At 48.3% G+C, this 22538-nt stretch carries 19 protein-coding genes; 14 read left to right on the plus strand and 5 right to left on the minus strand.

Annotated features, from left to right (window positions below; translation table 11 throughout):
* Positions 1–634 precede the first annotated feature (634 nt).
* A complete protein-coding gene (locus F3H20_RS08265) occupies positions 635–1840 on the plus strand; it encodes a divergent polysaccharide deacetylase family protein (RefSeq protein ID WP_149734472.1) in 1206 nt (401 codons plus the stop codon).
* Here the strand turns inward: F3H20_RS08265 and F3H20_RS08270 are convergent.
* Both F3H20_RS08270 and F3H20_RS08275 read right to left on the minus strand, forming a co-directional pair.
* Positions 1770–2612, minus strand: a complete 843-nt coding sequence (locus F3H20_RS08270; RefSeq protein WP_188128252.1) for a DUF4130 domain-containing protein — start codon at positions 2610–2612, stop codon at positions 1770–1772. The genes F3H20_RS08265 and F3H20_RS08270 overlap by 71 nt on opposite strands.
* The gene (locus tag F3H20_RS08275; RefSeq protein ID WP_149734474.1) at positions 2575–3786 is read right to left on the minus strand and encodes a putative DNA modification/repair radical SAM protein; all 1212 of its coding nucleotides are present in this window, start codon (positions 3784–3786) and stop codon (positions 2575–2577) included. The genes F3H20_RS08270 and F3H20_RS08275 overlap by 38 nt, the downstream gene beginning before the upstream one ends.
* A 244-nt stretch (positions 3787–4030) precedes the next feature.
* Here F3H20_RS08275 and F3H20_RS08280 point away from each other — a divergent pair, with 244 nt between their 5' ends.
* From F3H20_RS08280 to ligA, 3 genes are all read left to right on the plus strand, one after another.
* Positions 4031–5668, plus strand: coding sequence for a putative manganese-dependent inorganic diphosphatase (locus F3H20_RS08280; protein ID WP_149734475.1), 1638 nt, complete (start codon positions 4031–4033; stop codon positions 5666–5668).
* A 277-nt stretch (positions 5669–5945) separates the two neighbouring features.
* The gene (pcrA, locus tag F3H20_RS08285; protein WP_149734476.1) at positions 5946–8168 is read left to right on the plus strand and encodes a DNA helicase PcrA; all 2223 of its coding nucleotides are present in this window, start codon (positions 5946–5948) and stop codon (positions 8166–8168) included.
* Positions 8169–8191: 23 nt separating this feature from the next.
* Positions 8192–10243: an NAD-dependent DNA ligase LigA gene (gene ligA, locus F3H20_RS08290; RefSeq protein ID WP_149734477.1), complete on the plus strand. Its 2052-nt coding sequence runs from the start codon at positions 8192–8194 to the stop codon at positions 10241–10243.
* On the opposite strand, the gene F3H20_RS08295 is transcribed toward ligA, so the two are convergent.
* Positions 10240–11001, minus strand: coding sequence for a hypothetical protein (locus F3H20_RS08295; RefSeq protein ID WP_149734478.1), 762 nt, complete (start codon positions 10999–11001; stop codon positions 10240–10242). The genes ligA and F3H20_RS08295 overlap by 4 nt on opposite strands.
* A 191-nt stretch (positions 11002–11192) precedes the next feature.
* Here F3H20_RS08295 and F3H20_RS08300 point away from each other — a divergent pair, with 191 nt between their 5' ends.
* Positions 11193–11753 (plus strand): GTPase, encoded by a 561-nt coding sequence (locus tag F3H20_RS08300; protein WP_149734479.1) that lies wholly within the window; start codon positions 11193–11195, stop codon positions 11751–11753.
* A gap of 119 nt (positions 11754–11872) precedes the next feature.
* Here F3H20_RS08300 and F3H20_RS08305 read toward each other — a convergent pair whose 3' ends face one another.
* Positions 11873–12310, minus strand: coding sequence for a DMT family transporter (locus F3H20_RS08305; RefSeq protein WP_149734480.1), 438 nt, complete (start codon positions 12308–12310; stop codon positions 11873–11875).
* A 60-nt stretch (positions 12311–12370) separates the two neighbouring features.
* Here F3H20_RS08305 and F3H20_RS08310 point away from each other — a divergent pair, with 60 nt between their 5' ends.
* Complete coding sequence (locus tag F3H20_RS08310) at positions 12371–12622, plus strand: DUF2164 domain-containing protein (RefSeq protein ID WP_091745141.1); 252 nt, start codon at positions 12371–12373, stop codon at positions 12620–12622.
* Between the two features lie 54 nt (positions 12623–12676).
* Here F3H20_RS08310 and F3H20_RS08315 read toward each other — a convergent pair whose 3' ends face one another.
* On the minus strand, positions 12677–13246 hold the full coding sequence (locus F3H20_RS08315; RefSeq protein ID WP_149734481.1) for a hypothetical protein: 570 nt from the start codon (positions 13244–13246) through the stop codon (positions 12677–12679).
* 331 nt (positions 13247–13577) lie between these two features.
* Between F3H20_RS08315 and gatC the strand changes: the two genes are divergently transcribed.
* From gatC to F3H20_RS08355, 8 genes are all read left to right on the plus strand, one after another.
* Entirely contained in the window at positions 13578–13868 is a 291-nt protein-coding gene (gatC, locus tag F3H20_RS08320; protein ID WP_091745138.1) for an Asp-tRNA(Asn)/Glu-tRNA(Gln) amidotransferase subunit GatC, read from the plus strand.
* 59 nt (positions 13869–13927) lie between these two features.
* The gene (gene gatA / locus F3H20_RS08325) at positions 13928–15388 is read left to right on the plus strand and encodes an Asp-tRNA(Asn)/Glu-tRNA(Gln) amidotransferase subunit GatA (protein WP_149734482.1); all 1461 of its coding nucleotides are present in this window, start codon (positions 13928–13930) and stop codon (positions 15386–15388) included.
* A 3-nt stretch (positions 15389–15391) separates the two neighbouring features.
* A complete protein-coding gene (gatB, locus tag F3H20_RS08330) occupies positions 15392–16825 on the plus strand; it encodes an Asp-tRNA(Asn)/Glu-tRNA(Gln) amidotransferase subunit GatB (RefSeq protein WP_149734483.1) in 1434 nt (477 codons plus the stop codon).
* Positions 16826–16970: 145 nt separating this feature from the next.
* On the plus strand, positions 16971–17654 hold the full coding sequence (locus F3H20_RS08335; protein WP_149734484.1) for a CPBP family intramembrane glutamic endopeptidase: 684 nt from the start codon (positions 16971–16973) through the stop codon (positions 17652–17654).
* A 31-nt stretch (positions 17655–17685) separates the two neighbouring features.
* Complete coding sequence (locus tag F3H20_RS08340) at positions 17686–17994, plus strand: hypothetical protein (RefSeq protein ID WP_188128253.1); 309 nt, start codon at positions 17686–17688, stop codon at positions 17992–17994.
* A gap of 41 nt (positions 17995–18035) precedes the next feature.
* Positions 18036–20450: a Lon protease family protein gene (locus tag F3H20_RS08345; protein WP_149734485.1), complete on the plus strand. Its 2415-nt coding sequence runs from the start codon at positions 18036–18038 to the stop codon at positions 20448–20450.
* A 147-nt stretch (positions 20451–20597) separates the two neighbouring features.
* Positions 20598–21977, plus strand: coding sequence for a 23S rRNA (uracil(1939)-C(5))-methyltransferase RlmD (gene rlmD / locus F3H20_RS08350; protein WP_149734486.1), 1380 nt, complete (start codon positions 20598–20600; stop codon positions 21975–21977).
* Positions 21978–22285: 308 nt separating this feature from the next.
* Positions 22286–22471 carry a DNA-binding protein gene (locus F3H20_RS08355; RefSeq protein WP_316843012.1) on the plus strand — a complete coding sequence of 62 codons (186 nt, stop codon included), beginning with the start codon at positions 22286–22288 and terminating at the stop codon, positions 22469–22471.
* Positions 22472–22538: the final 67 nt, after the last annotated feature.

Here is a 22538-nt window from a genome sequence, read left to right on the forward strand (position 1 = left end):
GGACGAAACAAAGAGGCAATAGCAAAATATATCCGAGAGCAGTTACAAGAAGATATAATTGTCGACCAGCTAAGTTTGAAGGAATTGACAGACCCGTTTACGGGTGAGCCCGTGAAAAAGTCATAAAAAGAGCCCCTTTAGGGGCTGACTGAAAAGGTTATGCGGTTGGCGGACTTTTTCAGTGAGTCTTGAGACTCAGCTAGTACCTTGCCCTTATAGGGCGTAATCAAGCCACCCGTTTTACGGGTGGTCCTGACTCCCGTGGAACAAAAGATGCAAAACTTCTCATACTATACAATAGATCAGATACTAATACCTTAAGGCTGACGAGGTACTAGTGCACTTATGCTACCTAAACACCTGGTTTTCTCCCTGCGCCGTTGTCACTGCTTCACCTTATGTCCGGTACGAGCGGCTCATCTATCACAGGACATAAAAATCCCTGCCATCTTAGCGAATGATCATAGTGACCAGAGTTCTCGGTGTAGTTTACGGGCATTCTTCACAAAAACAAGAGGCTTCCTCTTGCGTTTAAGCAGGATTTATTTTACCGGCAGGGAAACCTAATAGAAATCAGGTGGCAGCTTTGACGCGTAGACGGCATAGAAAATTGCGCAGAAGGAGTCGTTAGAGGATGAGACGCAGGACACGTATAGTATGGATCGGCGGAATTTTATGCTTCATTTGCCTTGCCGGGTTTCTTTATTTCCAAACCGGTCACCAGCGGCAGGAAGATAAACCTTATGAAATAAAAAAATCAGGAGCTGGCGGTACGGTAGACTTTTCGGCAACTGCCCAGAAGATTCACGTGGCCGTGAACAATGTTCTTGCCGCCGCAGGTCTGCAGGCCGAGGCCGGACAGGAAGGTGAGCAGCGGACAAAGCTGCAGGGAACTGAAGGAACTGTTATCTGGTCGCAGCGTAAAGCCCTGGTTAAAGTTGCCGACGAAGCGGCGGGGAAAAAGCTGGAGACGGCCCTGACGGAAGCGGTACAAAGCATTCCGGCTAAAATCATCGTGCGAAAGGCCGATCAATATCAGGGACATGAGGCTACTCGTTTGGACATTGGTTTGCAAAGTAAGGTGGATAACGAAACAGTCACCTGCATTACCGATCAGCTTTACTTAGTTAATATGCCAAAACCGCAGGCCGGAGCAACAGAAACAAAGCCAAAACCGACCAGGGCGCGGATGGCGATTGTTGTTGACGATTTCGGCTACGCCCGGGAGCCGATCACGGCCTATGCTACCATTGACCGGCCGTTGACTTTTGCCATTTTGCCTTATCGGATGTATAGCAATGAAGCAGCGCAAGCAGGCAGCCGGTCAGACCGGCAATTGATTTTGCATCTGCCGATGGAACCACTAGCGGCCAGTGAGCAATCTGAAGCCACTACCATTACTGTGCAAATGAGTGATGAGGAAATACGGAGTACGGCTGATCAGGCAATCCGTTCCATACCGGGAATTATCGGTGTAAACAATCATCAGGGTTCCCGCGCGACGGCCGATAAGCGGGTGATGAGCCAGGTTTTGAGTGTGGTCAAAGAACATGGTCTGTTCTTTTTAGACAGCCGGACAACCAGCAAATCGGTGGCAATAGAAGTAGCCGGTCCCCTGGGGGTAAGAACCACGTCTAATGATCTTTTCCTGGATAACAACAATGAAGTGGATGCCATAAAACAGCAAATTCGCACGGCGGCCAATATGGCACTGCGTTATGGTGCGGTTACCGTGATCGGTCACGCCCGCCTTCATACGGCCACAGCAATTAAGGAAATGATTCCGGAGCTGGAGGCCAAGGGAATTCGTCTGGTTTTTGCATCGGAACTGCTGTCGTAGCAGACTCACCGGCTTCCTGAGCAAGGATTTTTCCCTCAGCCAGCCAGGACCAGTATTTCTTGGGAATGACACGGCTGGCTAGTTTGATGTTTTTGCGGGTCGTGATATATTGAGAACGGTAGTAAGTCTCCCACAGTTCTTTGAAATTGTCCTGGGCCACGTAAGTTTGATAGTGATCTGCCGACTCGCAGGTGATTGTCTTATTTTCCAGCACGAGAGCTTGACTATTGAGGAGGAAAACCAGTTTATGACTGGGATAGCGGGCAGCTAGTCTCGTGAGAATTAAATCGGCTGTTTGATGGAATAATTGAGGTACGGCGATTAAGGTCCGGTCATTCTCGCCAGGAGAAAAACGGATAAAGCCGGTCATCCGGTGGATTTCATGGGCAACGGCGCGGGTGCGCAGGACAAAAATCCGGCTGATATCGCCAATGCCGCATAAAGTGTAGGCCGGCCCGTAAACAAGTGCCTGTTCCACGGTGGCAAAGATCACGGCCGACCGATCAACTGCACTGTACCGTAAATTAGCATTTACATGCCGCAGCAAGGTTCGCCCGGAGTCTGCAGCAAGCCAATCGGCCTGAAGGCCGCAGGTCAAATGCAGTTGTTCGATTAAACTACGCAGTGAAAAGCGGTTGGCATCATGACTTTCGGTAAGGGAAAATAAACCAAGACCGGTTTCTTCCCCTTTGATACAGGGAAGGTCGTTATGTAGTTTGGCCAGCAATGCAGCCTTAATGATGGAAGCCGGTGTCGGTGAGCAAAAGATCACGGGAATCCCCCCAGAGACTAAGTTGTTCGTAGGCCGTCTTGCGAGGCCTGCTAAGCATGGTAAAACTGCCGAAATAGCGGCCGTTGACAGTGATAAACGGCAGAGCCCGTTTTAGGACAATACCGGCATGCTTTAATTCTATCGGATCGGCAAAATGATGCTCCCGGCGCACTTTGGTGATGGTGGCGGCTGACTTGGGGCCGATACCGGGGATTTTCAGCAGATTGTGGTACGAGGCCTTATTAACTTCCAGCGGAAACAGGTCTGGATGGTGCAGGGCATAAGCGAGCTTGGGGTCCATCTGAAGATCGAAGTTACCGTCATTTTCAAAGACCAGATCGTCTAGGGTAAAGTTATAAAAACGCAGCAGAAAATCCGATTGGTATAGCCGGTTTTCGCGCAACAAAGGAGCCGGTGCAATATCGGCCAGCGGTGTACCGTTTACGGGCTGGAAGGCACTGAAGTAAGCTCGCTGCAGCCGATAATCACGGTAGAGCCGGTTGACAGAACCTATAATATCCCGGTCAGATTCACCGGCAGCACCTACGATGTATTGAGTGGAATGGGTTACTCCTTTTGCCGCTGTTATTTGCTTGCTGATGACGGACATGCCTGACAACAGTTCGGCGTCAAATTGTTTGCTGTGGCTGAGCCGGGCCAGATGGACTGCTGTCGGGGCTTCCATATTGAGCGAGATGCGATTGGCGACCGCAGCGGCGGCCTGGATTTCACTCTCGCTGGAACCGGGCAGTATTTTAAGATGGATATAACCGCCAAAGCGATAATGATTGCGCAGCAGTTCGGCAACCTTGATTATTTCTCCCATCGTGCGCGAGGTCGAATGAAGGATTCCGGAACTCAAGAACAGGCCTTCTACATAGTTGCGGCGATAGAAATCCATAAATAAACCGGCCAGTTCCTCCGCCCGGAAGGCGGTTCGGGGAATATCACGGGCTGTGCGGTTGGGGCAGTAGGCGCAATCCTTCTCGCAATAATTGGTTAATAATACTTTGAACAGGGAAATACATCGTCCGTCCGGAGTAAACGAGTGACAGACACCGCTAGGTAGACTGCGTCCTATAGCGGTGTTTTTAAAACGGTTATTCCGGGACGAAGTGGAAGCACACACATCATATTTGGCACCTTCGCCTAAAAGCTTTAATTTATTTTCCATGTTCTCACCTTTTGCTCGTGGTCTGGCTAAAGCCGGTAGTGTTTATGGTCGGTAACCTTATATATGTAGTATACAACACGAACAAGTGTTTGGCAAACATTTGTTTGCTATTGCTTTTATTGATTGACACAGGGTATACTGAATCTAAAAAGATTCTGCATTTTTATGGACAATATAATTTTTTATAGGAAAAGCGCAAAACTACGTCAAATAATAGCAAAGAAAAATTGAAAGAGGTGATAGCTTGTCTAAACCAATTTACATAATAGGACATCGCAATCCTGATACCGATTCCATATGCTCGGCGATTGGCTATGCATTTCTGAAGGAAGCTTTAGGAGCCCATGTTATTGCGGCAAGGGCCGGGAAAATCAATACGGAAACCAAGTTTGTCCTGGAGACGATCGGTGTGGAACCGCCTAAGCTGATCAGTGATCTATACCCACGGGTAAAAGATGTAATGAGCTATAATAGTGTTTCGATTCACCCCAAGGCGACGCTGCGTGAACTGGGTAATAGTATGAAGCAAAACAAATTGAAATCAATTGCCGTTATTGACGATGAACAGAAACTGGTGGGTGTCGTTTCAGCAGGTGATTTGGCCAACCGGTATTTCGAAGAAGTGGAAATGCAAGATCTGGCCCAAGGTGAAGTTGATTTCTATGGTGTACAGCGAGCGCTTGACGGGGAAGTCATTTGCGGTAAGAATTTGGAACGCAAGGTGGAAGGAAAAGTACGAATTGCGGCAGCCAGAATTTTTACCATACTGAATATTGCCAATCCGGGCGATATCATGCTGGTATCGAACAATTTCGATGCCCAAATGGCGTGCATCCAAAAGGGAGTTGCCTGTTTGATCGTGACCAGTGAGCGGGCGGTGGAAGAAGAAGTAATCGACGCGGCCAATAAGCAGGGAGTTATTATTATCCGTTCGCCCTATGATACATACACTTGCGCCCGGTTAATCAACCAGAGTATACCGGTTCGGATGATTATGCAGAAGAAAATCATATCCTTCCGGTCCGACGATCTGTTAAGCGATGTGAAAAAGGTCATGGCCAGTACCAATTACCGAAGCTATCCTGTGCTGGATCACGGCAAACTGATCGGCTATATTACCAGAGATCATCTGCTTAACAAAACCAAGGAGAAAGTAATTCTGGTCGACCATAATGAACAGAGCCAAGCGGTGGAAGGAATTGAGGAAGCTAAAATTATTGAAATCATTGACCATCACCGTCTTGGCGGGCTGCGGACAAGTGAACCGATTTTTATCCGTCATGAACCGGTGGGCTGCACGGCTACTATTGTTGCCAACATGCTGTGGCATCGTGACGTGGAAATTCCTCCTAAGATTGCCGGACTTTTAATGGCAGCCATTATTTCCGATACCATGCTGTTTAAATCACCGACCGCCACGCCGAAAGACCGGGATACAGCGGAGAAACTGGCTGTGCTGGCCGGGCTTAATCTGGAGGAGTTTGGCATGGCCGTACTGCGGGCCGGTACCAGGCTGGGCGATATGACGGTTTCGGAGTTGCTGCGCTATGATGTAAAGGAATTCCAGATCGGTGAATACCGCGTGGCTGTAGCTCAGTTGTCGGTGCTTGATCCGGAAGAAATTCTGGGAGCCAGGGAACAGATTGAAGAGGATATGGAAAGCATGTGCCACCGGGGGCATTATGACATTGTGCTGTTCATGATCACCGATATTATTAAAGAGGGAACTTATCTGTTATATAGCGGTAAGCAGAGTGTACTGATCGCGGAAGCTTTCGGCAGTGGCGAAGGCGAGGAACTGCTTTATCTGCCGGGCGTCATGTCCCGGAAAAAACAAATTATTCCTCCCTTGTCGGAGGCGGCCAGGGAAAAGTTTTTATAATTTGAAGATGACCTGGGTATTGCTGCAAACATGGCAGGCTTATGCGCTGGATAAATGGAAAGGACATTTATCCAGCGTACTTTTTGTAGGTGTGCCTGCCGGAGCCCTATTTCAGAAAAGGTTTAACGAAGTATGGCAAGAAAGCGCTGCCAGGGATCATTCCGAACAGTTTGAAGACATGCTCTAACCAAGCTGAGGATTTTTTTCGGTAAAAAGGGAATAGGCCCAAGATGGAGAACTTAAATTAAGTCTAAGGAACTGCATAGTGGAGGAATACATGACGAACCATATTATTGATCAACTTAATCCCGCACAGGCTTCGGCCGCAACACATGTTAGCGGTCCGCTGCTGATTATGGCTGGCGCCGGATCGGGAAAAACCAAAGTATTAACCTGCCGGATTGCCTATTTGTTGCAGCAGGGGGTGGCCCCCTGGAATATTCTGGCGATCACTTTTACCAATAAGGCAGCGGCTGAAATGAAAGAACGGGTGCACAACATGGTGGGGGCTGTGGCCCGCGATATCTGGCTGAGTACCTTTCACGCCTTTTGTGCCCGGTTTCTGCGCATGGAAATCGAGAACCTGGTAAGATACAAGAAGAATTTTGTTATTTATGACAGCGGCGACACGCAGGCACTGGTTAAGATGTGCCTGAGAGAATTGAATTTGGATGAAAAACAGTATACGCCGGGGGCGGTTCAGTCGGCAATTTCCAATGCGAAAAACGGGTTGATTGATGCCCGGAAATTTGCTAGAGAGGCCGATACCTTCTATGGGCAAAAAGTGGCCGAAGTATACGAATTATACCAGCAGAAGCTGCTTAACAATAATGCTTTGGACTTTGATGATTTACTGATGCTGTCGGTGCAGCTTTTGGAGCAAAACCAGGAAGTTCGGGAAAAATATCAGCAAAAATTCCAGTACATTATGATTGACGAATATCAGGATACAAACCGGGCCCAGTATCTGCTAGCCCGCTTTCTGGCTGAAAAGCACCGGAATATCTGTGTAGTTGGTGATGCCGACCAAAGCATTTATGCCTGGCGGGGAGCCGATATCCGCAATATTATGGATTTTGAGCAGGACTATCCGGAGGCTGTCACTATCAAACTCGAGCAGAACTACCGGTCAACACAAACGATTCTTGATGCCGCCAATGCGGTTATTGAAAATAATACGGAGCGCAAACCCAAATCATTGTGGACAGATAATCCAAAGGGGGATTCAATTTCCTATTATTTGGCCCACGATGAACGTGATGAAGCGCAATTTATTGCAGATACTATGATGACATTGAATACCGCACAACATGTCTCTTATGGGGATATGGCCGTGTTGTACCGGACCAATGCACAGTCGCGGGTCGTGGAAGAGGCCTTTATGAAAGCCGGTATTGCGTACACCATGGTCGGCGGTCTGAAGTTTTATGACCGTAAAGAGATTAAGGACATGCTGGCCTATTTGAAGGTTATTTTTAATCCTGCTGATACAATAAGCCTGCTCAGGATTATCAACGTACCCCGCCGAGGCATTGGTGAGACCAGCATTGCCCGTCTTAATGATTATGCCGCACAGCATGGAATGAGTCTGTTTGATGTGATCAGCAACCCTGATCTGGTGCCTGATCTGACCGCCCGGGCCAAACGCCCCTTGGAGAACTTAGCTGAGCTGATCTTTAATCTTATGGCGGCAGCCAGTCAACTGCCGGTAGTTCAACTGATCGAAAAGGTCATGGATGAGACCGGATATATTGCCGAATTGGAGAAGGAACATACGCCGCAGGACGAAGCCCGACTGGAAAACTTGCGGGAGCTGCTTTCAGTAGCCAAGGAATTTGCCGCTGGCGAAGAAGATAATACACTGGAAAACTTCTTAAGCCATGTTTCGCTGGTATCCGATATTGATACGGCGGAGCTGGAGGAGGCAAGAGTAACCCTGATGACGTTGCATTCAGCCAAGGGGCTGGAGTTTCCGGTTGTTTTCCTGTGCGGTATGGAGGAAGGGATCTTTCCTCATGCCCGGACCTTGATGAATGAAAATGAAATCGAAGAGGAACGGCGCATTTGTTATGTGGGAATAACCCGGGCCAGGAGAAAATTGTATTTATCCAATGCGCGGATGCGTACCATTTACGGAAGGACAACCATGTATCCTCCGTCGCGGTTTTTACTGGAAATTCCGCCCCAGATGCTGGAGCGTCAACAGCGCAAAACGGAACGGTATGACAGTGGGTATGCCCGGCAGGGCAGTTTTGGTGTGCAGCGAACGGCTATGCCTGCCGCTGCGCCATCGATAATGCGGCAGCCTCTACCTCAGACCGGCGGACAGCAGCCGGCAGCCAATTGGCAGGCCGGCGACAAAGTTCAGCATGGCAAATGGGGGATTGGCACTATTGTGGAAGTACGCGGCAGCGGTGAAGGGCAGGAATTGAAAATTGCCTTTCCTAATCAAGGAATTAAACAGCTAATGACCAAATTTGCACCGATTTATAAAGTGTAGTGATATAACTAGGAGTGAACCAAATGCCTAATGATAAATTGCCAGGCACGCTGGCGGAAGCCGAACATGAAGCGGCAGCCCTACGTGAGCAGATTGAGTACCATACACACCGTTACTATGTACTGGATGAGCCTGAAATCAGCGATCCTGAATTTGATCAGCTCATGCGGCGTCTGCTGCGTCTGGAAGAGGCTTTTCCCAGCCTGGTAACCCCGGCTTCGCCGACACAGCGAGTGGGAGGAGTGCCGGCCGAGGGCTTTACCCGCGTTGCTCATCTCACCCCCATGCGCAGCCTGGGCAATACTTTTTCCGAAAATGAACTGTTGGCCTTTCATCAGCGTGTTGTCAGCGGTCTTGACGGTAAACCGGAAGCAGATATTGAATATGTAGTAGAACTCAAAATAGACGGTTTGGCCATTGACCTGGTCTATGAAAACGGGCATCTACTGCGGGGTGCTACCAGGGGAGATGGTACCGAGGGCGAGGATGTGACCGGCAATATCCGTACGGTGCGTGCCATTCCCTTGCTGCTGCGGGCAGCTCAGCAACCCCTGCCGTCCGTATTGGAGGTGCGGGGGGAAATCTACATGCCCCGCCGTGAATTTGACCGCCTGAACCTGGAGCGCCGCGAAGCCGGTGAACCGGAGCTGGCTAATCCGCGCAATGCCGCGGCCGGATCGCTGCGTCAGCTTGATCCGCGCATGACGGCCAAGCGGGCGTTGGATTCATTTATTTACGGCATTGGTGTACATGAGGGTGTTGAGCTGGAAACTCATGCGGAGACCTTGCAATATTTAGCCTCTCTGGGGCTAAAGGTCAATCCCTATTATAAAGTTTGTAGCACCATGCGGGAGGTAATCGACTACTGCTTGAGCTGGACGGAAAAACGTGGCGAGCTGCCTTATGACATTGACGGAATGGTCATCAAGGTAAATTCCTTGGCTGATCAGGAACGGCTGGGTTATACTGCCAAGGACCCTCGCTGGGCCATTGCCTATAAGTTTCCCACCGAACAGGCCGTTACTACTGTGGAGGATATCTTTGTGGGCGTAGGCCGGACGGGCGTGTTGACGCCGACAGCTATTCTGCGTCCCGTAAGGGTTGCCGGGTCGACAGTGAGCCGTGCCACCTTGCACAATCAGGATTTTATTGAGGAAAGGGACATTCGTGTTGGCGATACCGTTATCATCCATAAAGCCGGCGAGGTTATTCCCGAGGTGGTTTCGGTAATCAAGGAGAAACGCAGTGGCCGGGAAATGGCCTTTGTCATGCCGGCACAATGTCCGGAATGTTTTTCGCCGGTAGTGCGGCAAGAGGGCGAGGCGGCACACAAGTGTACCAATCCGCAGTGTCCGGCGCTTATTCGTGAGGGGCTGATCCACTTTGTCTCACGGGATGCCATGAATATCGACGGGCTGGGACCTTCGATTTTAACCGCCCTGCTGGAAGCAGGTCTGGTGAATGACGTGGCCGATTTGTATAGGGTGACTGTCGAAAAGCTGGTGCCCATAGAGCGGTTAGGGCAGAAGTCGGCCCAGAATCTGGTCAATGCCATTGAAAAGAGCAAAAGCGCCGGACTGGCAAGATTACTGTTTGCCTTGGGTATACGCTATGTGGGAGTTAAAGCTGCCGGTATTTTGGCAAAACATTTCGGCAGTATGGAAGCTGTCCGGGCCGCCAGCGCCGAGGAACTTCGCGAGTTGGATGAGATCGGGGAAAAAATAGCCGAAAGTGTGGTGGCTTATTTTGCCGTGCCGGATAATATTGGTCTCTTGGAAAAGTTGGCCGCTGCCGGCGTGAAAATGACGGAAGACGTGGCGAAAACAGCTAAAAAGCTGATCTTTGCCAAACAAACCTTTGTCTTAACCGGTACACTGCCTACCATGACCAGACAGGAAGCGGCGGCACTCATTGAAAGCTTCGGCGGCAAAGTATCAGGATCAGTCAGCAAAAAAACCGATTATGTCCTGGCCGGCGCAGAAGCCGGCGGAAAATTAGAAAAGGCGCAAGTTTTGGGCGTCACCATTCTTGATGAAGACCAATTCCTGCGCCTGTGTGCCGGGGCAGAGGATTAATTTAGGTTTAATAGCATTTCTTTGGTCATGTTATCCCAGAGTTTCCGGTCCGAGCCGGAATTAATGATCGCAAAGACATAATAGTCCGAGTTCTTTTCCAATAAGTAGGTTTTAACAGCAAAAGGCTGGATTAATTTATAGGTGCGGACAGCCATACTGCCCCCGGCGCTGATCATCTGCAGCTTTCCTTTTTTAGTATATTCAAAGGGATAGAACTCCAGCAGTTCAAAGGAAAAGGATGCCTTTAGCTCCGGTGTGGAAGCGATGGCTTCCTGGATGGCTTTTTCAGTCAGTGCTTTTAACTCTGACTGCTTTTTTTTGTCGTAGTTTTTCATTTCGCCGAGAAAACGGCCTGCAGTTTCCTTCATGTTCGGCGGGAGCTTTGCCGCCAGAACAAACGCCTGATTGTAAGAGCCGTTCTGTTTCAGGGCAAACTGATAGGCGCCAAGGTCATACTGGTTTAGTGCCGTTCTCAGGTTTTCTTCCGATATTTTCTTGGGTATTTCGCCGGTGCTACTGGAGCCTTCCTTTGCCTCTTTCTCTTCTTGCAGTTTTTCACCCATCTTTATGATTTCGATAAATACGTCTTTCATATCGATGATTTCCAGTTGGGACGGTATTTCCAGGGTGCCCAGGAAGGAGATGGTGGAATCCGTTTTCTTGTCTGTTTGGGCGGCGGCATAGCCGAGGGAAGGCAAAGCGCTGACACTTATTGCCAGGGTTAGTATGATTAGCAGGTTTTTAACAAGTCTACTCATTGTATCGCTCCTTACTATACGTCAATATGCTGATATTTTATCATATTTTTGCCAGTTGCAGGGAAGTAACTTTCTGAAAGTCCCTTTTCAGGAAGGTTTGTCCAGAAGTGCCGGAAGGGTTTTGGGCAGATATAAAGTATATGTAACTATAGCTTGAAAATTGAATTTTAGCCATAAAGGGGGATAGCTCTATGCATAAGGTGTATGCTATTATCGGGCCGCCGGCATCAGGAAAAAGCTCAATTGTCAAAAGCTTATACGATCAATATGAGATTCCGGCACTGGTCAGCCACACGACGAGAGCGCCCAAAGCAGGAGAGCGGCAAGGCATCGACTATTATTTTACCGATAAAACCGAATTTACGCAGACGGCCTTTTTAGAAAAGGTAAACTATTCCGGGGCCTACTACGGACTGAGCAAGGAAGAAGTGAGCAATAAAGTGAGCAGTTATCCTGTCTCGGTGGTCGATGTTAGTCTGGCCGGTTTTGAACAACTGAAAAAGATCCTGGGAGAACGGGTGGAATCCATTTATGTTTTAGTCGATAAAGATACAATTTTAAACCGGTACATTCTGCAGGGCGACGATCTGGAAGATATTAAAAAGCGGCTTGATTATGCCGAACTTAGTGGTGAGTTTAATAACTGGCAGATGGCCGATCATGTGGTAAAGAACACGGGAACGATGGCTAATGCGGTAAGGCAGATTTTAGCGATTATGGATTTGGTAAGCTTTAAAAAACGGGAAGAGTAACCTTAAAAAGAGGTTCTAGCCGTGCGCTGAACCTCTTTTTTACAGGCTGATAAATTGTCAGCCCTAATCCAGTGAATACTGGCGGTCTATTTTTCTTCTGCTTTAAGACTGACAAGGTACTAATATTTCTGAATCAGATATACGCCGCTGACTAGCAGGGCCAGGCCGGCGATACGGAACGGGCTGACTGTGTGAATGCTGAAGCCCAGCAGTCCGTAATGTTCCAGGATAATCGAAAGCAGCAGTTGTCCCAGTACGGTCAGGCTGAGCATATTGGCCGGACCAATCAAAGGAGTCAGCATGATAACGGCATACACATAAAAGGCCCCCAGCAGCCCGCCGCACCATTTCCACCAACTAATCTGAGTTAAACTGGCCAGAGGCGGAATCGAGCCAGTGGTTACCAGAACGCAGATCAATAGTGCCATTGAACCGACCGCAAAGCTGATCAGCGAGGCCAGTACCGGATTGCCCAGAGCGGTACGCAACTGGGTATTCAGACCGGCCTGAAAGGTAATGCCTAGGCCGGCGCAAAATGATAAAAGCAAATATAACATAAGGAATTCCTCCTGTGTGTAATCAATGGAAGGCAATAAAAGCGACAAAGAGGTGTTAGTTTGAGTGAGATTAAGCTGGGGCAAGAAGCGGAAACAGAAGTATTGCGTGCAATAAAGGAGTTCTTTCTTACCGAACGGGATGAAGAACTCAGTGATTTTCAGGCAGCGGTACTGCTGGATTTTATGGTGCGGCAGATCGGACCTTACTTTTACAATCAGGCGGTCGCCGATGCACAGGCGTTAATGACTAAAAAGGTAGAAGAGCTATATGGACTGGAAAAGCGGATTGACAATAAGCGCGGTAAAAAATAATGGAATTTCATCCTGCATTCTTTGATTTAAGATAGGAACCTGTCACCACCTGGATTATTGCCGGTAGTTAGGCAGCTTGTTCAGCAGCCGGTAGAGCAGGTCGTCCAGTATATAGTCTGGCCGGCCGCTAAGCAAAAAGGTACCCCGATAAGTTTGCCGGTCACGAACTGTTAGGAAGGAATCGGAACTTTTTTGATAGCTGGCGATATGCAAGGCGATATCGGTTTCCTGAATTTCCTCATTGTCCCAGGTACGGTACGTAAGAGAGCGGAAGGAGGAAACCTCCGCCGCGATGACAATGTCTGCCTGATTGGCGGCTGCCATGGACTGCAACAAGGTTTTATCAAGTACTGGCTTGCCGTTATGCGTTTGTATAGCTGTGTAATCAGCCTTGATGGTGTCTGACGGCAAAAGTTCAAAGACCGGTGTCAGCGAGGCTAACGAGGTATGGAATTTCCGCTCTAGCGCTTGGGTGATCTGACGCTCATAGGTCTGGTCCAGCTTTATATAGCCGGGGGTTATGACCGGCAGGATCGCTACTTTTTGCGGTTGAGCGGCAAGGCAGGTAGTAAAGGACAGGAAAAATGACATGCTCAGCAGAAAAAGAAAGATTTTTTTTCTCATAACAAAAGACTCCTTATTATGGATTTAGCCAGCGCTACGGCCCAGTATGTCTTTGGTTTAGTTATCCATCATTCTTTATTCAGCATTTGGTGTTAATATCCTTTAACGTAAAACAGTGCTTTTATGCATGGGCGGTTCGGGTTGAATTCTGTTGAGGCAAAAAGCCGCCAGCTCCGGAGGTGGCTCGTACCGTAAAACAGGCCGAATTCCCTGACAGCGGCAATATATTATTGAATCAACGGTTTCATTCTTTCTGTGCCGTGGTATAATATTATGGTATAATATAGGTCTTATGGAATGTTTGTGAAACTTTAGTTTGGATGGTGAAAAGATGAAGATTACTCGAAATGATGTGGAAAAAGTAGCGCTTCTTTCAAGATTGGACATGCCGGAGACCGAACTGGAGACCTTTACCGGCCAGCTCAATGCGATTCTGGAATATGCCGATTCACTGAATAAAGTGGATACGTCAGCTATTCAGCCGACGGCCCATGTGCTGCCTTTGAAAAATGTAATGCGGCCGGATGCAGTGAAGACTTCCCTGCCCCGTGAATTGGCTTTGTCTAATGCACCGGAGCAAGAGGATGGTTACTTTAAAGTGCCTAAGATTATAGAGGGATAATAAGCTTCCTGCCGGCTGACAGGTAAAGAAGTGGTAAATTTGTTTTAGGGAGGACTAGTATGGATTTGTTTGCCTATACAGCAAGAGAACTGCATCAGAAACTAATTGACAAAGAAATTACGGCAGTTGAAATTATAAAATCGGTGCATGACCGTGTCGATCAAGTAGAAGGCCAGGTTAAGTCATATATAACGCAAACCCGTGAAGCTGCTATTGCCCAGGCGGCAGCGGTTGACGCAAAACTGGCCCGTGGGGAAGCCATCAATTTTTTGAGCGGCATTCCTGCTATTATGAAAGACAACCTGTGCACGAAAGGCGTTAAAACCACCTGTGCTTCGCATATTCTGGAGCGCTTTGTACCGCCCTATGACGCCACCGTTATCGAGAAACTAGCGGCTAATGATTTGGTGATGACCGGTAAGGCCAACATGGATGAGTTTGCCATGGGTGGTTCGACGGAAAATTCGGGATTTTTCCCGACCCGTAATCCCTGGAATCTGGACTGCGTGCCAGGCGGTTCCAGCGGTGGTTCGGCCGCGGCTGTCGCTGCAGGAGAAGCCATCTGGGCGCTTGGTTCGGATACGGGCGGTTCCATCCGCCAGCCGGCCGCCTATTGCGGCGTGGTTGGCTTGAAGCCGACCTATGGCCGGGTGTCCCGCTACGGCTTGATTGCTTATGCCTCTTCGTTGGATCAGATTGGTCCTATTACGCGGGATGTAACTGACTCGGCCCATGTCATGAATGCCATCGCCGGCTACGATCCGAAGGATTCCACCTCGATTAATGCGCCGGTCCCCGACTATACGAAGTCGCTGGTGAACGATGTGAAGGGATTGAAAATCGGTCTGCCGAAAGAATATTTCGTGGCCGGTATGGACCCGGAAGTGGAAGCGGCTGTACGGAAGGCTATTGAACAATTGGTGGCTTTGGGCGCCGAATGCAGGGAAATCTCCATGCCGCATACGGAATATGCTCTGTCGGCCTATTATTTGCTGGCGCCGGCTGAGGCCAGCTCCAATTTAGCCCGATATGACGGCGTTAGTTTTGGCCACCGTGAGCAAGGCAACGACATTGTCGATATGTATAAAAAAACCCGGAGCCATGCCTTTGGCACCGAAGTCAAACGGCGCATTATGCTGGGGACCTATGCCCTAAGTTCAGGTTATTACGATGCGTACTATCTGAAAGCACTAAAAGTCAGGACGCTGGTTAAACAGGACTTTGACAAGGCTTTTGAGCAAGTGGACGTTATTATTACGCCGACAGCTCCGACTACGGCGTTTAAAATTGGTGAAAAAACCAGCGATCCGTTGGCCATGTACCTGCAGGATGTTTGCACCATTCCGGTCAATCTCGCCGGCGTTCCTGGTATTTCCGTGCCGTGCGGTTTTGCCGGCGGTATGCCGGTCGGTCTGCAAATCATTGGCAAGCCGTTGGGAGAAGAGACTATTCTTCGCACAGCGTATACCTTTGAACAAAACAATGACTATCACAAGCGTTCTGCACGGCTGGGGGGTTAGAAAATGGATTATGAAATTGTAATTGGCTTGGAAGTGCATTCCGAACTAAAAACAAAATCGAAGATATTCTGCGGCTGCAGCACGCAGTTCGGTTCGGAGCAAAATACCAATGTATGTCCGGTATGCTTAGGCTTGCCCGGTGTACTGCCCGTCATTAATGAAAAAGTGATTGAATTTGCCATTCGGGCCGGCCTGGCGTTGAACTGCGAGATTTTGCCCTTTAGTAAATTTGACCGTAAAAACTATTACTATCCCGATTTGCCGAAAAATTTCCAAACGTCACAATATGATTTGCCCATTGCCGTAAATGGTTATTTGGATATTGAGGTAGAGGGGCAGACCAAGCGGATTGGTATCACCCGTGTGCATATGGAAGAGGATGCTGGCAAGCTGGTGCATTCCGGGACGATCAATAATTCCGACTATGCGCTGGTTGACTACAACCGTACCGGCGTACCGCTGATCGAAATCGTATCGGAGCCGGATATCCGCACTCCGGAAGAAGCCAAGGCCTATTTGGAAAAGTTAAAAGCCATTCTACAATATATTGATGTATCGGACTGCAAGATGGAGGAAGGAAGCCTGCGCTGCGATGCCAATATCTCACTGCGGCCACGCGGTACGGAACCGTTTGGCACTAAGGCCGAGATCAAAAATCTTAACTCTTTCCGTTCGGTGCAGCGCGGACTGGAATATGAAGCGGCCCGGCAGGAACAGGTTTTAGAGGAAGGCGGCCGGGTTATTCAGGAAACCCGTTCCTGGGACGAAGCGAAGGGCATTACCCTTTCGATGCGCAGCAAGGAACAGGCTCATGACTATCGCTATTTCCCCGAGCCCGATTTAGTGCCCATCATTGTCGATCCGGCCAAGGTGGAAGAAATCCGGCAGAGTTTGCCGGAACTGCCTGATGCCCGGCAAAAACGCTTAATAAACGATTATGGCCTGTCGTCTTATGATGCCAGTGTGATTACGGCAAGCAAGGCGATGGCCGATTATTTTGATGAAACCGTGGCTTGCCAAGCAGATGCCAAGTCGGTTGCCAACTGGCTGATGGGGGAAGTGTCGAAGCACTTGAATACGGCAGGGCTGGATATTGAAGCTTGCCCGGTTACACCGGTTAAGCTGGCCGGCATGATCGCCTTGATTGATAAGGGGACTATTTCCGGAAAAATAGCGAAAACCGTGTTTGAAGATATGTGGTCAAGCGGCAAGGATGCCGATACGGTAGTAAAAGAAAAAGGGCTGGTCCAGATTAGTGATGCCGGTGCTATCGTTGCTATTGTTGACTCGGTTATTGCCGCTAATCCCCAGTCGGTGGCCGATTTCAAAGCCGGCAAGGAAAAAGCAATCGGATTTTTGGTAGGTCAGATCATGAAACAGACCAAAGGCCGGGCCAATCCGGAAATGGTAAACAAGCTGCTACGGGAAAGATTATAAAAAAATAAGGGCAAAGGCGATAGCGCTTTTGCCCTTATTTTTTTATTTAGATATTATTTGCAGCGGAAAATATATCTTGGCATTAAAGCATTTGTGACCGTACATAATGGTAGTACATACAGCTTTTCAAAAAGAAGGGAAGATCATGCTGCCGGAAAAAGCGGGCTGGAATATCGGTACGGTAATGGCCGTTCATGTGTTACGTATTGTAACCGGGTTGCTGCTGGCGCAGACCGTATATCCCTTTTGGTCTGGTGTTTCTGCTTTTTGGATTGAACTGGTCGATAGACTGACAGTGTTGTTTTTGGTTTGGTTAGTTATGGTTAAAAGCCGGGTGGCTTGGACGGAGGTCGGCCTCAGCCTGAATCATGCCGGCCGAAATGGTTTATGGGGATTATTAGCCGGGGTAGGGTTGCTGACCATTAGTATCTACAGTGAAAAATATTATGCCGCCTGGCTGCTCTTGACACCGGCACAGCATCCACTGGCCGTGCAGGCCCAGGCTGCCGCCTCCTGGCAACAATTGCTGTCCCCTTTATTTTTGGCCGGCGTGGCCGCACCGGTGGCGGAAGAGGCGTTATACCGACTGCTGACTTTTCTGCCACTGAGGGAACGTTGGGGAGTGTGGGGCGGAACGATAGGCAGTGCCGCTATATTTACGCTTATGCATTTTAGTGTGTACTGGTTAGGGGAAATGATGGTGATAGGAATTGGTCTTGCTCTTTTATATTATTGGACAGGATCATTAGTTAGCGCCATAGTGGCCCATTCCTTTGTTAATGCTAGTAAAATATTGCTGCTGTTTTTCGGTGTATTGCCTGTAACGTAACTGAAATTTAGCACAAGGGAGGAGATGCTGTATGCCTCGTTGCTTGCGTTGTGGAAACCGTAAAAGTTTTGTTTCCAGCAAAGTGCTGCCGGCTTCACCCTATAGCAACGGACCACTTTCCGGCTTGATCGGTGATTTTAAAGAAAACGGACTGGAACAGCTTACCAGCATGGGGGCTGTCAAAGCGGTTGTGAATGCGGCCAGCTCCCATCCGAAGGAATATTTTGATACCTGCTTTTACTGTGGCAGCCAGGAAGTGGCATGGGAAGAGGATTTAGCGGCTGCTGAGGCGAACAATATAGATCAATTAACATATATAGAGCCTACAAATCATGTATAGCAAGTTTAGTCAAGGAGAATGAGGGAGAGGGGATTGGCGTAATGACTAACTGGCAGGAACTACCGGCAGATAAGTTGCACTTTATATGTGATGAAAGGTTGCTTGATTTTGAAACGACCCAGACGGTTTCGCCGCTGGACGTTATGATTGGCCAGACCAGGGCGGTAAAAGCGGTTGAATTCGGGCTATATACTCAAAATTCCGGCTACAATATTTTTATTTCCGGCCTGGTCGGTACGGGAAAGATTACCTATGCTAAGGCGGCCGTGACTAAGCGGGCGGCACAAAAGCAAGAATTGCCGCTTGACTGGTGTTATGTGAATAATTTTCATAATGCGGCGCAGCCCAAAGCACTTTCCCTGCCGGCCGGTATGGGCGCTAAATTTCAGCAGGATATGCAAGTGCTCATGGACGAGCTGAAAACTGGTATAGCCAAAGTATTCAGCGGCGATGAGTACGAACAATCCCGCGCCGAGTTGATTAAAACCTTTCAGGATAAACGTACGCTCATTGTGGAAGGGTTTAATAAAAAAGCAGAGGAAATGGGGATACAGCCTCAGTGGTCTACTACCGGTTTTGCCGGTCTGCCCATTGTGGATAATAAAGTACTGACCCAGGAGGAATTTCAAAATCTGGATGTCACACAGCGGGAAGAGATTGAGAAAAAGGCGCTGCTGCTGCACGACAAGGCTGCCGAGGTTATTCGTCACCTGCAGGTAGTGGAACGGGAAGTACGGGAAGAACTTAAAAGTTTGGACAGCCGTATCGGTTTGTTTGCGGTTGGGCATTTGATTGATAGTTTAACCGAAAAATATGCGGACTTTACCGAAGTTACGGCCTATCTGGAGGCTGTTAAGAAAGACATTGTTACTCATATTAATGAATTTAAGCCGCACAACGAAGAAGAGCAAAATCCGCTGATGCTGTTTAAGCGGAATATGCAGGAGACGGGAAAAGAAAAGTACAAGGTCAATCTTGTCGTTGATAATGGAGCTAGCCGGGGGGCACCGGTTGTGGTGGAAACCAACCCGACTTACTATAATCTGGTAGGACGGGTCGAATATGAAACCCGCATGGGAATGGTTAGCACCGACTATACCATGATTAAGGCCGGCGCCTTGCATCGGGCCAATGGCGGCTATTTAATTTTAAATATCCGTGATGTACTGACCAATATCGGTGCCTGGGAAGCCTTGAAGCGGGTATTAAAGACTAAAAAGCTGTATATCGAAAATCTGGGGGAGCAATACGGCATGCTGGCCATGGCTTCATTAAAACCGGAACCCGTACCGGTAGATGTAAAGGTCGTGTTGGTCGGCAGTCCGCAAATCTATTATCTACTGTACAATTATGACGAGGATTTCCGGAAGCTGTTTAAGGTTCATGCCGATTTTGATGTCCAAATGAATAATAATCCGGAGAATATCAAAAGACTGGCCGGATTTATTAGTTCTACGGTAAATCGAAAAGAACTTAAACCTTTTGACCGGGTGGCTGTGGCCAAAGTCATTGAATACTCCTGTCGTCTGGCCCAGAGTCAGAAGAAACTGACTACCCGGTTTAATGAGGTTGTGGAAATTTTGTGTGAGGCCGATGTATGGGCCACGCTGGATAACAGCGAGCTTGTCCGGGCTGAGCATGTTAAACAAGCTATTGAAGAGAAGCGATACCGGTCGAATAAGTACGAAGAACGTTTGCAGGAAATGTTTGCCGACGGGAAATTTTTAATTGATACCGATGAAGAAAAAGTGGGGCAGGTTAACGGTCTGGCCGTTATGGCGGTCGGGGAGTATATGTTTGGTAAACCTTCCCGCATTACCGCCAACACCTATTTGGGTAAAAGCGGCGTAATCAATATTGAACGGGAAACAAAAATGAGCGGCACCAGCCACACCAAGGGTGTTATGATTTTAAGCGGGTATATGGGAGAAAAATTTGCCCAGCGCCAGCCGCTGACGCTGACAGCCAGCCTGACCTTTGAACAAACCTATGACGGTGTAGATGGCGACAGCGCTTCCAGTACCGAATTGTATGCCATCCTATCCAGTCTGTCGGACCTGCCAATCAAACAGTACATCGCTGTGACTGGCTCGGTCAATCAAAAAGGAGAAATTCAACCGATTGGCGGAGCTACTCAGAAAATCGAAGGCTTCTTTGAGGTCTGTAAGATCAAGGGTTTGACCGGCAAACAGGGTGTTATGATCCCCTGGCAGAATGTAGATGACCTTACACTCAACGACGAAGTGGTGGAGGCCGTCCGACAGGGAAGTTTCCATATCTATCCGGTCAAGACTATTGATGAAGGTATTGAAATTTTGACAGGTACTCCGGCCGGGCAGCTTCAGGCAGATGGCACCTATCCGCTCAATACGGTTCATGATTTGGTCGAGAAAAAGCTAAAAGAGTATATGCAAACCTTAATCAAATTGGGAAAAAGTGCGGATAATGAAAAATAAAAAACCTGGCTTGTGCCGAGTCTTGCGGGATACGGGCAAAGCCTTACTCTGAAATAGTGGCCTGGATTTTTGATGTCCGGTCATCAAGAAGGGCGGACAGGTGCCGCCCTTTTTCAAATAAGATAATTGAATTATAAAGGTGATAGTGTGAAAAAGAATATTGCTACTCCGCCGGTAAGAAAAGGCGGTATATACAGTCTGGATATTGTCAGCCTGGGCCATAGTGGCGAAGGTGTTGGGCGAGTGGAGGACTTTACTGTTTTTGTACCGCAGGCATTGCCGGGAGAGAAAGTTAAGGCAAAAATCATAGAGGTTAAAAAGAATTATGCCAAGGGAGTATTGCTGACCGTTGAATCAGCCTCTCCCCGGCGAATAACTGCAAAATGTCCGATCTATAAGTCCTGTGGCGGCTGTCAACTGCAGCACCTTACCTATGAAGGACAATTGGAAAGTAAACGGCAGACTGTGGTTGATGCGATTACCCGGATTGGAAAGCTGGACGGAGTTCCTGTCCACGCTACTTTAGGGTGTACCGAACCCTGGTATTACCGAAATAAAATGCAGTTTCCCGTAGGTTTGACAGACGGAACCGTAGTGGCCGGCTGCTTTGCCCAGGGAACGCATACTATTATTCCCACGACCGAATGCACCATCCAGCATCAGGCGAACAATGTGATTCTGCAGGAAGTGCAAGCCGCTTTACATGAGTTTGGGATTAGCGTTTATGATGAAAATACCGGCACAGGTCTGGTGCGCCATGTATTGGGACGGGTAGGGGTAGCTACCGGTGAAGTGATGGTTGTCTTGGTTACTGCCGCTAAGCACCTGCCTTACAAAGAACAAATCATTGACCGATTGAAAAATCGCATTCTCGGTCTGGTGAGCGTCATTCAAAATGTAAATGGCCGGAAGACCAATGTCATCATGGGCGAGGAGACACAAACACTTTGGGGACGGGATACCATTACCGACCGTCTGGGAGATTTCAACTTTGCTATTTCGGCCCGTTCTTTCTTTCAGGTAAATACCGTACAGGCAGAAGTGCTGTATAAAAAAGCTTTGGAATACGCTGATCTTTCCGGCCAGGAAGTGGTCATTGACGCATACTGTGGGACGGGAACAATCAGCCTGTTTTTGGCGCAAAAGGCCAAGAAAGTATATGGAATAGAGATAGTGGAACCGGCTATTTGTGATGCCCGGCTTAATGCCGAGCGCAATCAAGTGAAGAACGCCGAATTTATCGTTGGTGATGCCGTGGACGTACTGCCGCGCCTGTTTAAAGAAGGCCTGCGACCGGACGTCATTGTCGTCGATCCGCCTCGTGCCGGCTGTGATCGCCAGGTGCTCGAGACCTTTGTTAATATGAAACCTCAGCGTATTGTCTATGTATCTTGCAATCCATCCTCCCTCGCCAGAGACTTGGCGGTACTTAACGAACAAGGATACGAAACACAGGAAGTTCAGCCGGTGGATATGTTTCCGCAGACTTACCACATTGAGGTAGTAGCACTGCTGGAGAAAAAATAAATAGAACAGCCCTTGAAAATGCCGTAAATAAGCCATTTTCAAGGGCTGTTCTTATTATATAGTTTAAATTTAAGGCGGCTTTCTTGGTGTGTATTAAGGTAATTACTGGTTTGTTTGTAGTTGAGAAGTAGAAAAACGGTGTGCAGTTACGCTGATAGGGTTTAACCGTTTGGCAAAAGGAATAACCTTGTGGCGAAATGAAGTCAAGAAATGTCTCACTACAGTTTCGATTAAATGGCTTGATGTTATTCGCGAAAGAGAATATAATATAACACGGTTGGGCTTTATGGAGGTGCGCTGTGGAATACATGACTGCTCAAGAAGCGGCTGAAAAATGGGGTATTACAAAACGAAGAGTACAAATACTTTGTGTGGAGAACCGGATTGAAGGTGCTCAACGTTTAGGAACTATGTGGGCGATACCTCAAAATACAGAGAAGCCTGCAGATGCAAGAATTAAAAAAAACCATAATAACGATAGTTATGAGAAATAGAATATATCTTTTAACTATACTTTGGTTAAAAAATAAGACTAGTGTAAGAAAGAACTTTCAGGAGGAA

This window comes from Propionispora hippei DSM 15287, from assembly GCF_900141835.1.
Classification (GTDB): Bacteria; Bacillota; Negativicutes; order Propionisporales; family Propionisporaceae; genus Propionispora; species Propionispora hippei.

Excerpts from the sequence above, each read along its gene's own strand:
- gatA (WP_149734482.1), top strand. The coding sequence starts at position 13,928 with ATGGATTTGTTTGCCTATACAGCAAGAGAACTGCATCAGAAACTAATT.
- F3H20_RS08355 (WP_316843012.1), top strand. The coding sequence starts at position 22,286 with ATGACTGCTCAAGAAGCGGCTGAAAAATGGGGTATTACAAAACGAAGA.
- pcrA (WP_149734476.1), top strand. The coding sequence starts at position 5,946 with ATGACGAACCATATTATTGATCAACTTAATCCCGCACAGGCTTCGGCC.
- gatB (WP_149734483.1), top strand. The coding sequence starts at position 15,392 with ATGGATTATGAAATTGTAATTGGCTTGGAAGTGCATTCCGAACTAAAA.
- F3H20_RS08300 (WP_149734479.1), top strand. The coding sequence starts at position 11,193 with ATGCATAAGGTGTATGCTATTATCGGGCCGCCGGCATCAGGAAAAAGC.
- F3H20_RS08340 (WP_188128253.1), top strand. The coding sequence starts at position 17,686 with ATGCCTCGTTGCTTGCGTTGTGGAAACCGTAAAAGTTTTGTTTCCAGC.
- gatC (WP_091745138.1), top strand. The coding sequence starts at position 13,578 with ATGAAGATTACTCGAAATGATGTGGAAAAAGTAGCGCTTCTTTCAAGA.
- F3H20_RS08315 (WP_149734481.1), bottom strand. The coding sequence starts at position 13,246 with ATGAGAAAAAAAATCTTTCTTTTTCTGCTGAGCATGTCATTTTTCCTG.
- F3H20_RS08275 (WP_149734474.1), bottom strand. The coding sequence starts at position 3,786 with ATGGAAAATAAATTAAAGCTTTTAGGCGAAGGTGCCAAATATGATGTG.
- F3H20_RS08265 (WP_149734472.1), top strand. The coding sequence starts at position 635 with ATGAGACGCAGGACACGTATAGTATGGATCGGCGGAATTTTATGCTTC.
- F3H20_RS08335 (WP_149734484.1), top strand. The coding sequence starts at position 16,971 with ATGCTGCCGGAAAAAGCGGGCTGGAATATCGGTACGGTAATGGCCGTT.
- ligA (WP_149734477.1), top strand. The coding sequence starts at position 8,192 with ATGCCTAATGATAAATTGCCAGGCACGCTGGCGGAAGCCGAACATGAA.
- F3H20_RS08305 (WP_149734480.1), bottom strand. The coding sequence starts at position 12,310 with ATGTTATATTTGCTTTTATCATTTTGCGCCGGCCTAGGCATTACCTTT.
- F3H20_RS08295 (WP_149734478.1), bottom strand. The coding sequence starts at position 11,001 with ATGAGTAGACTTGTTAAAAACCTGCTAATCATACTAACCCTGGCAATA.
- F3H20_RS08345 (WP_149734485.1), top strand. The coding sequence starts at position 18,036 with ATGACTAACTGGCAGGAACTACCGGCAGATAAGTTGCACTTTATATGT.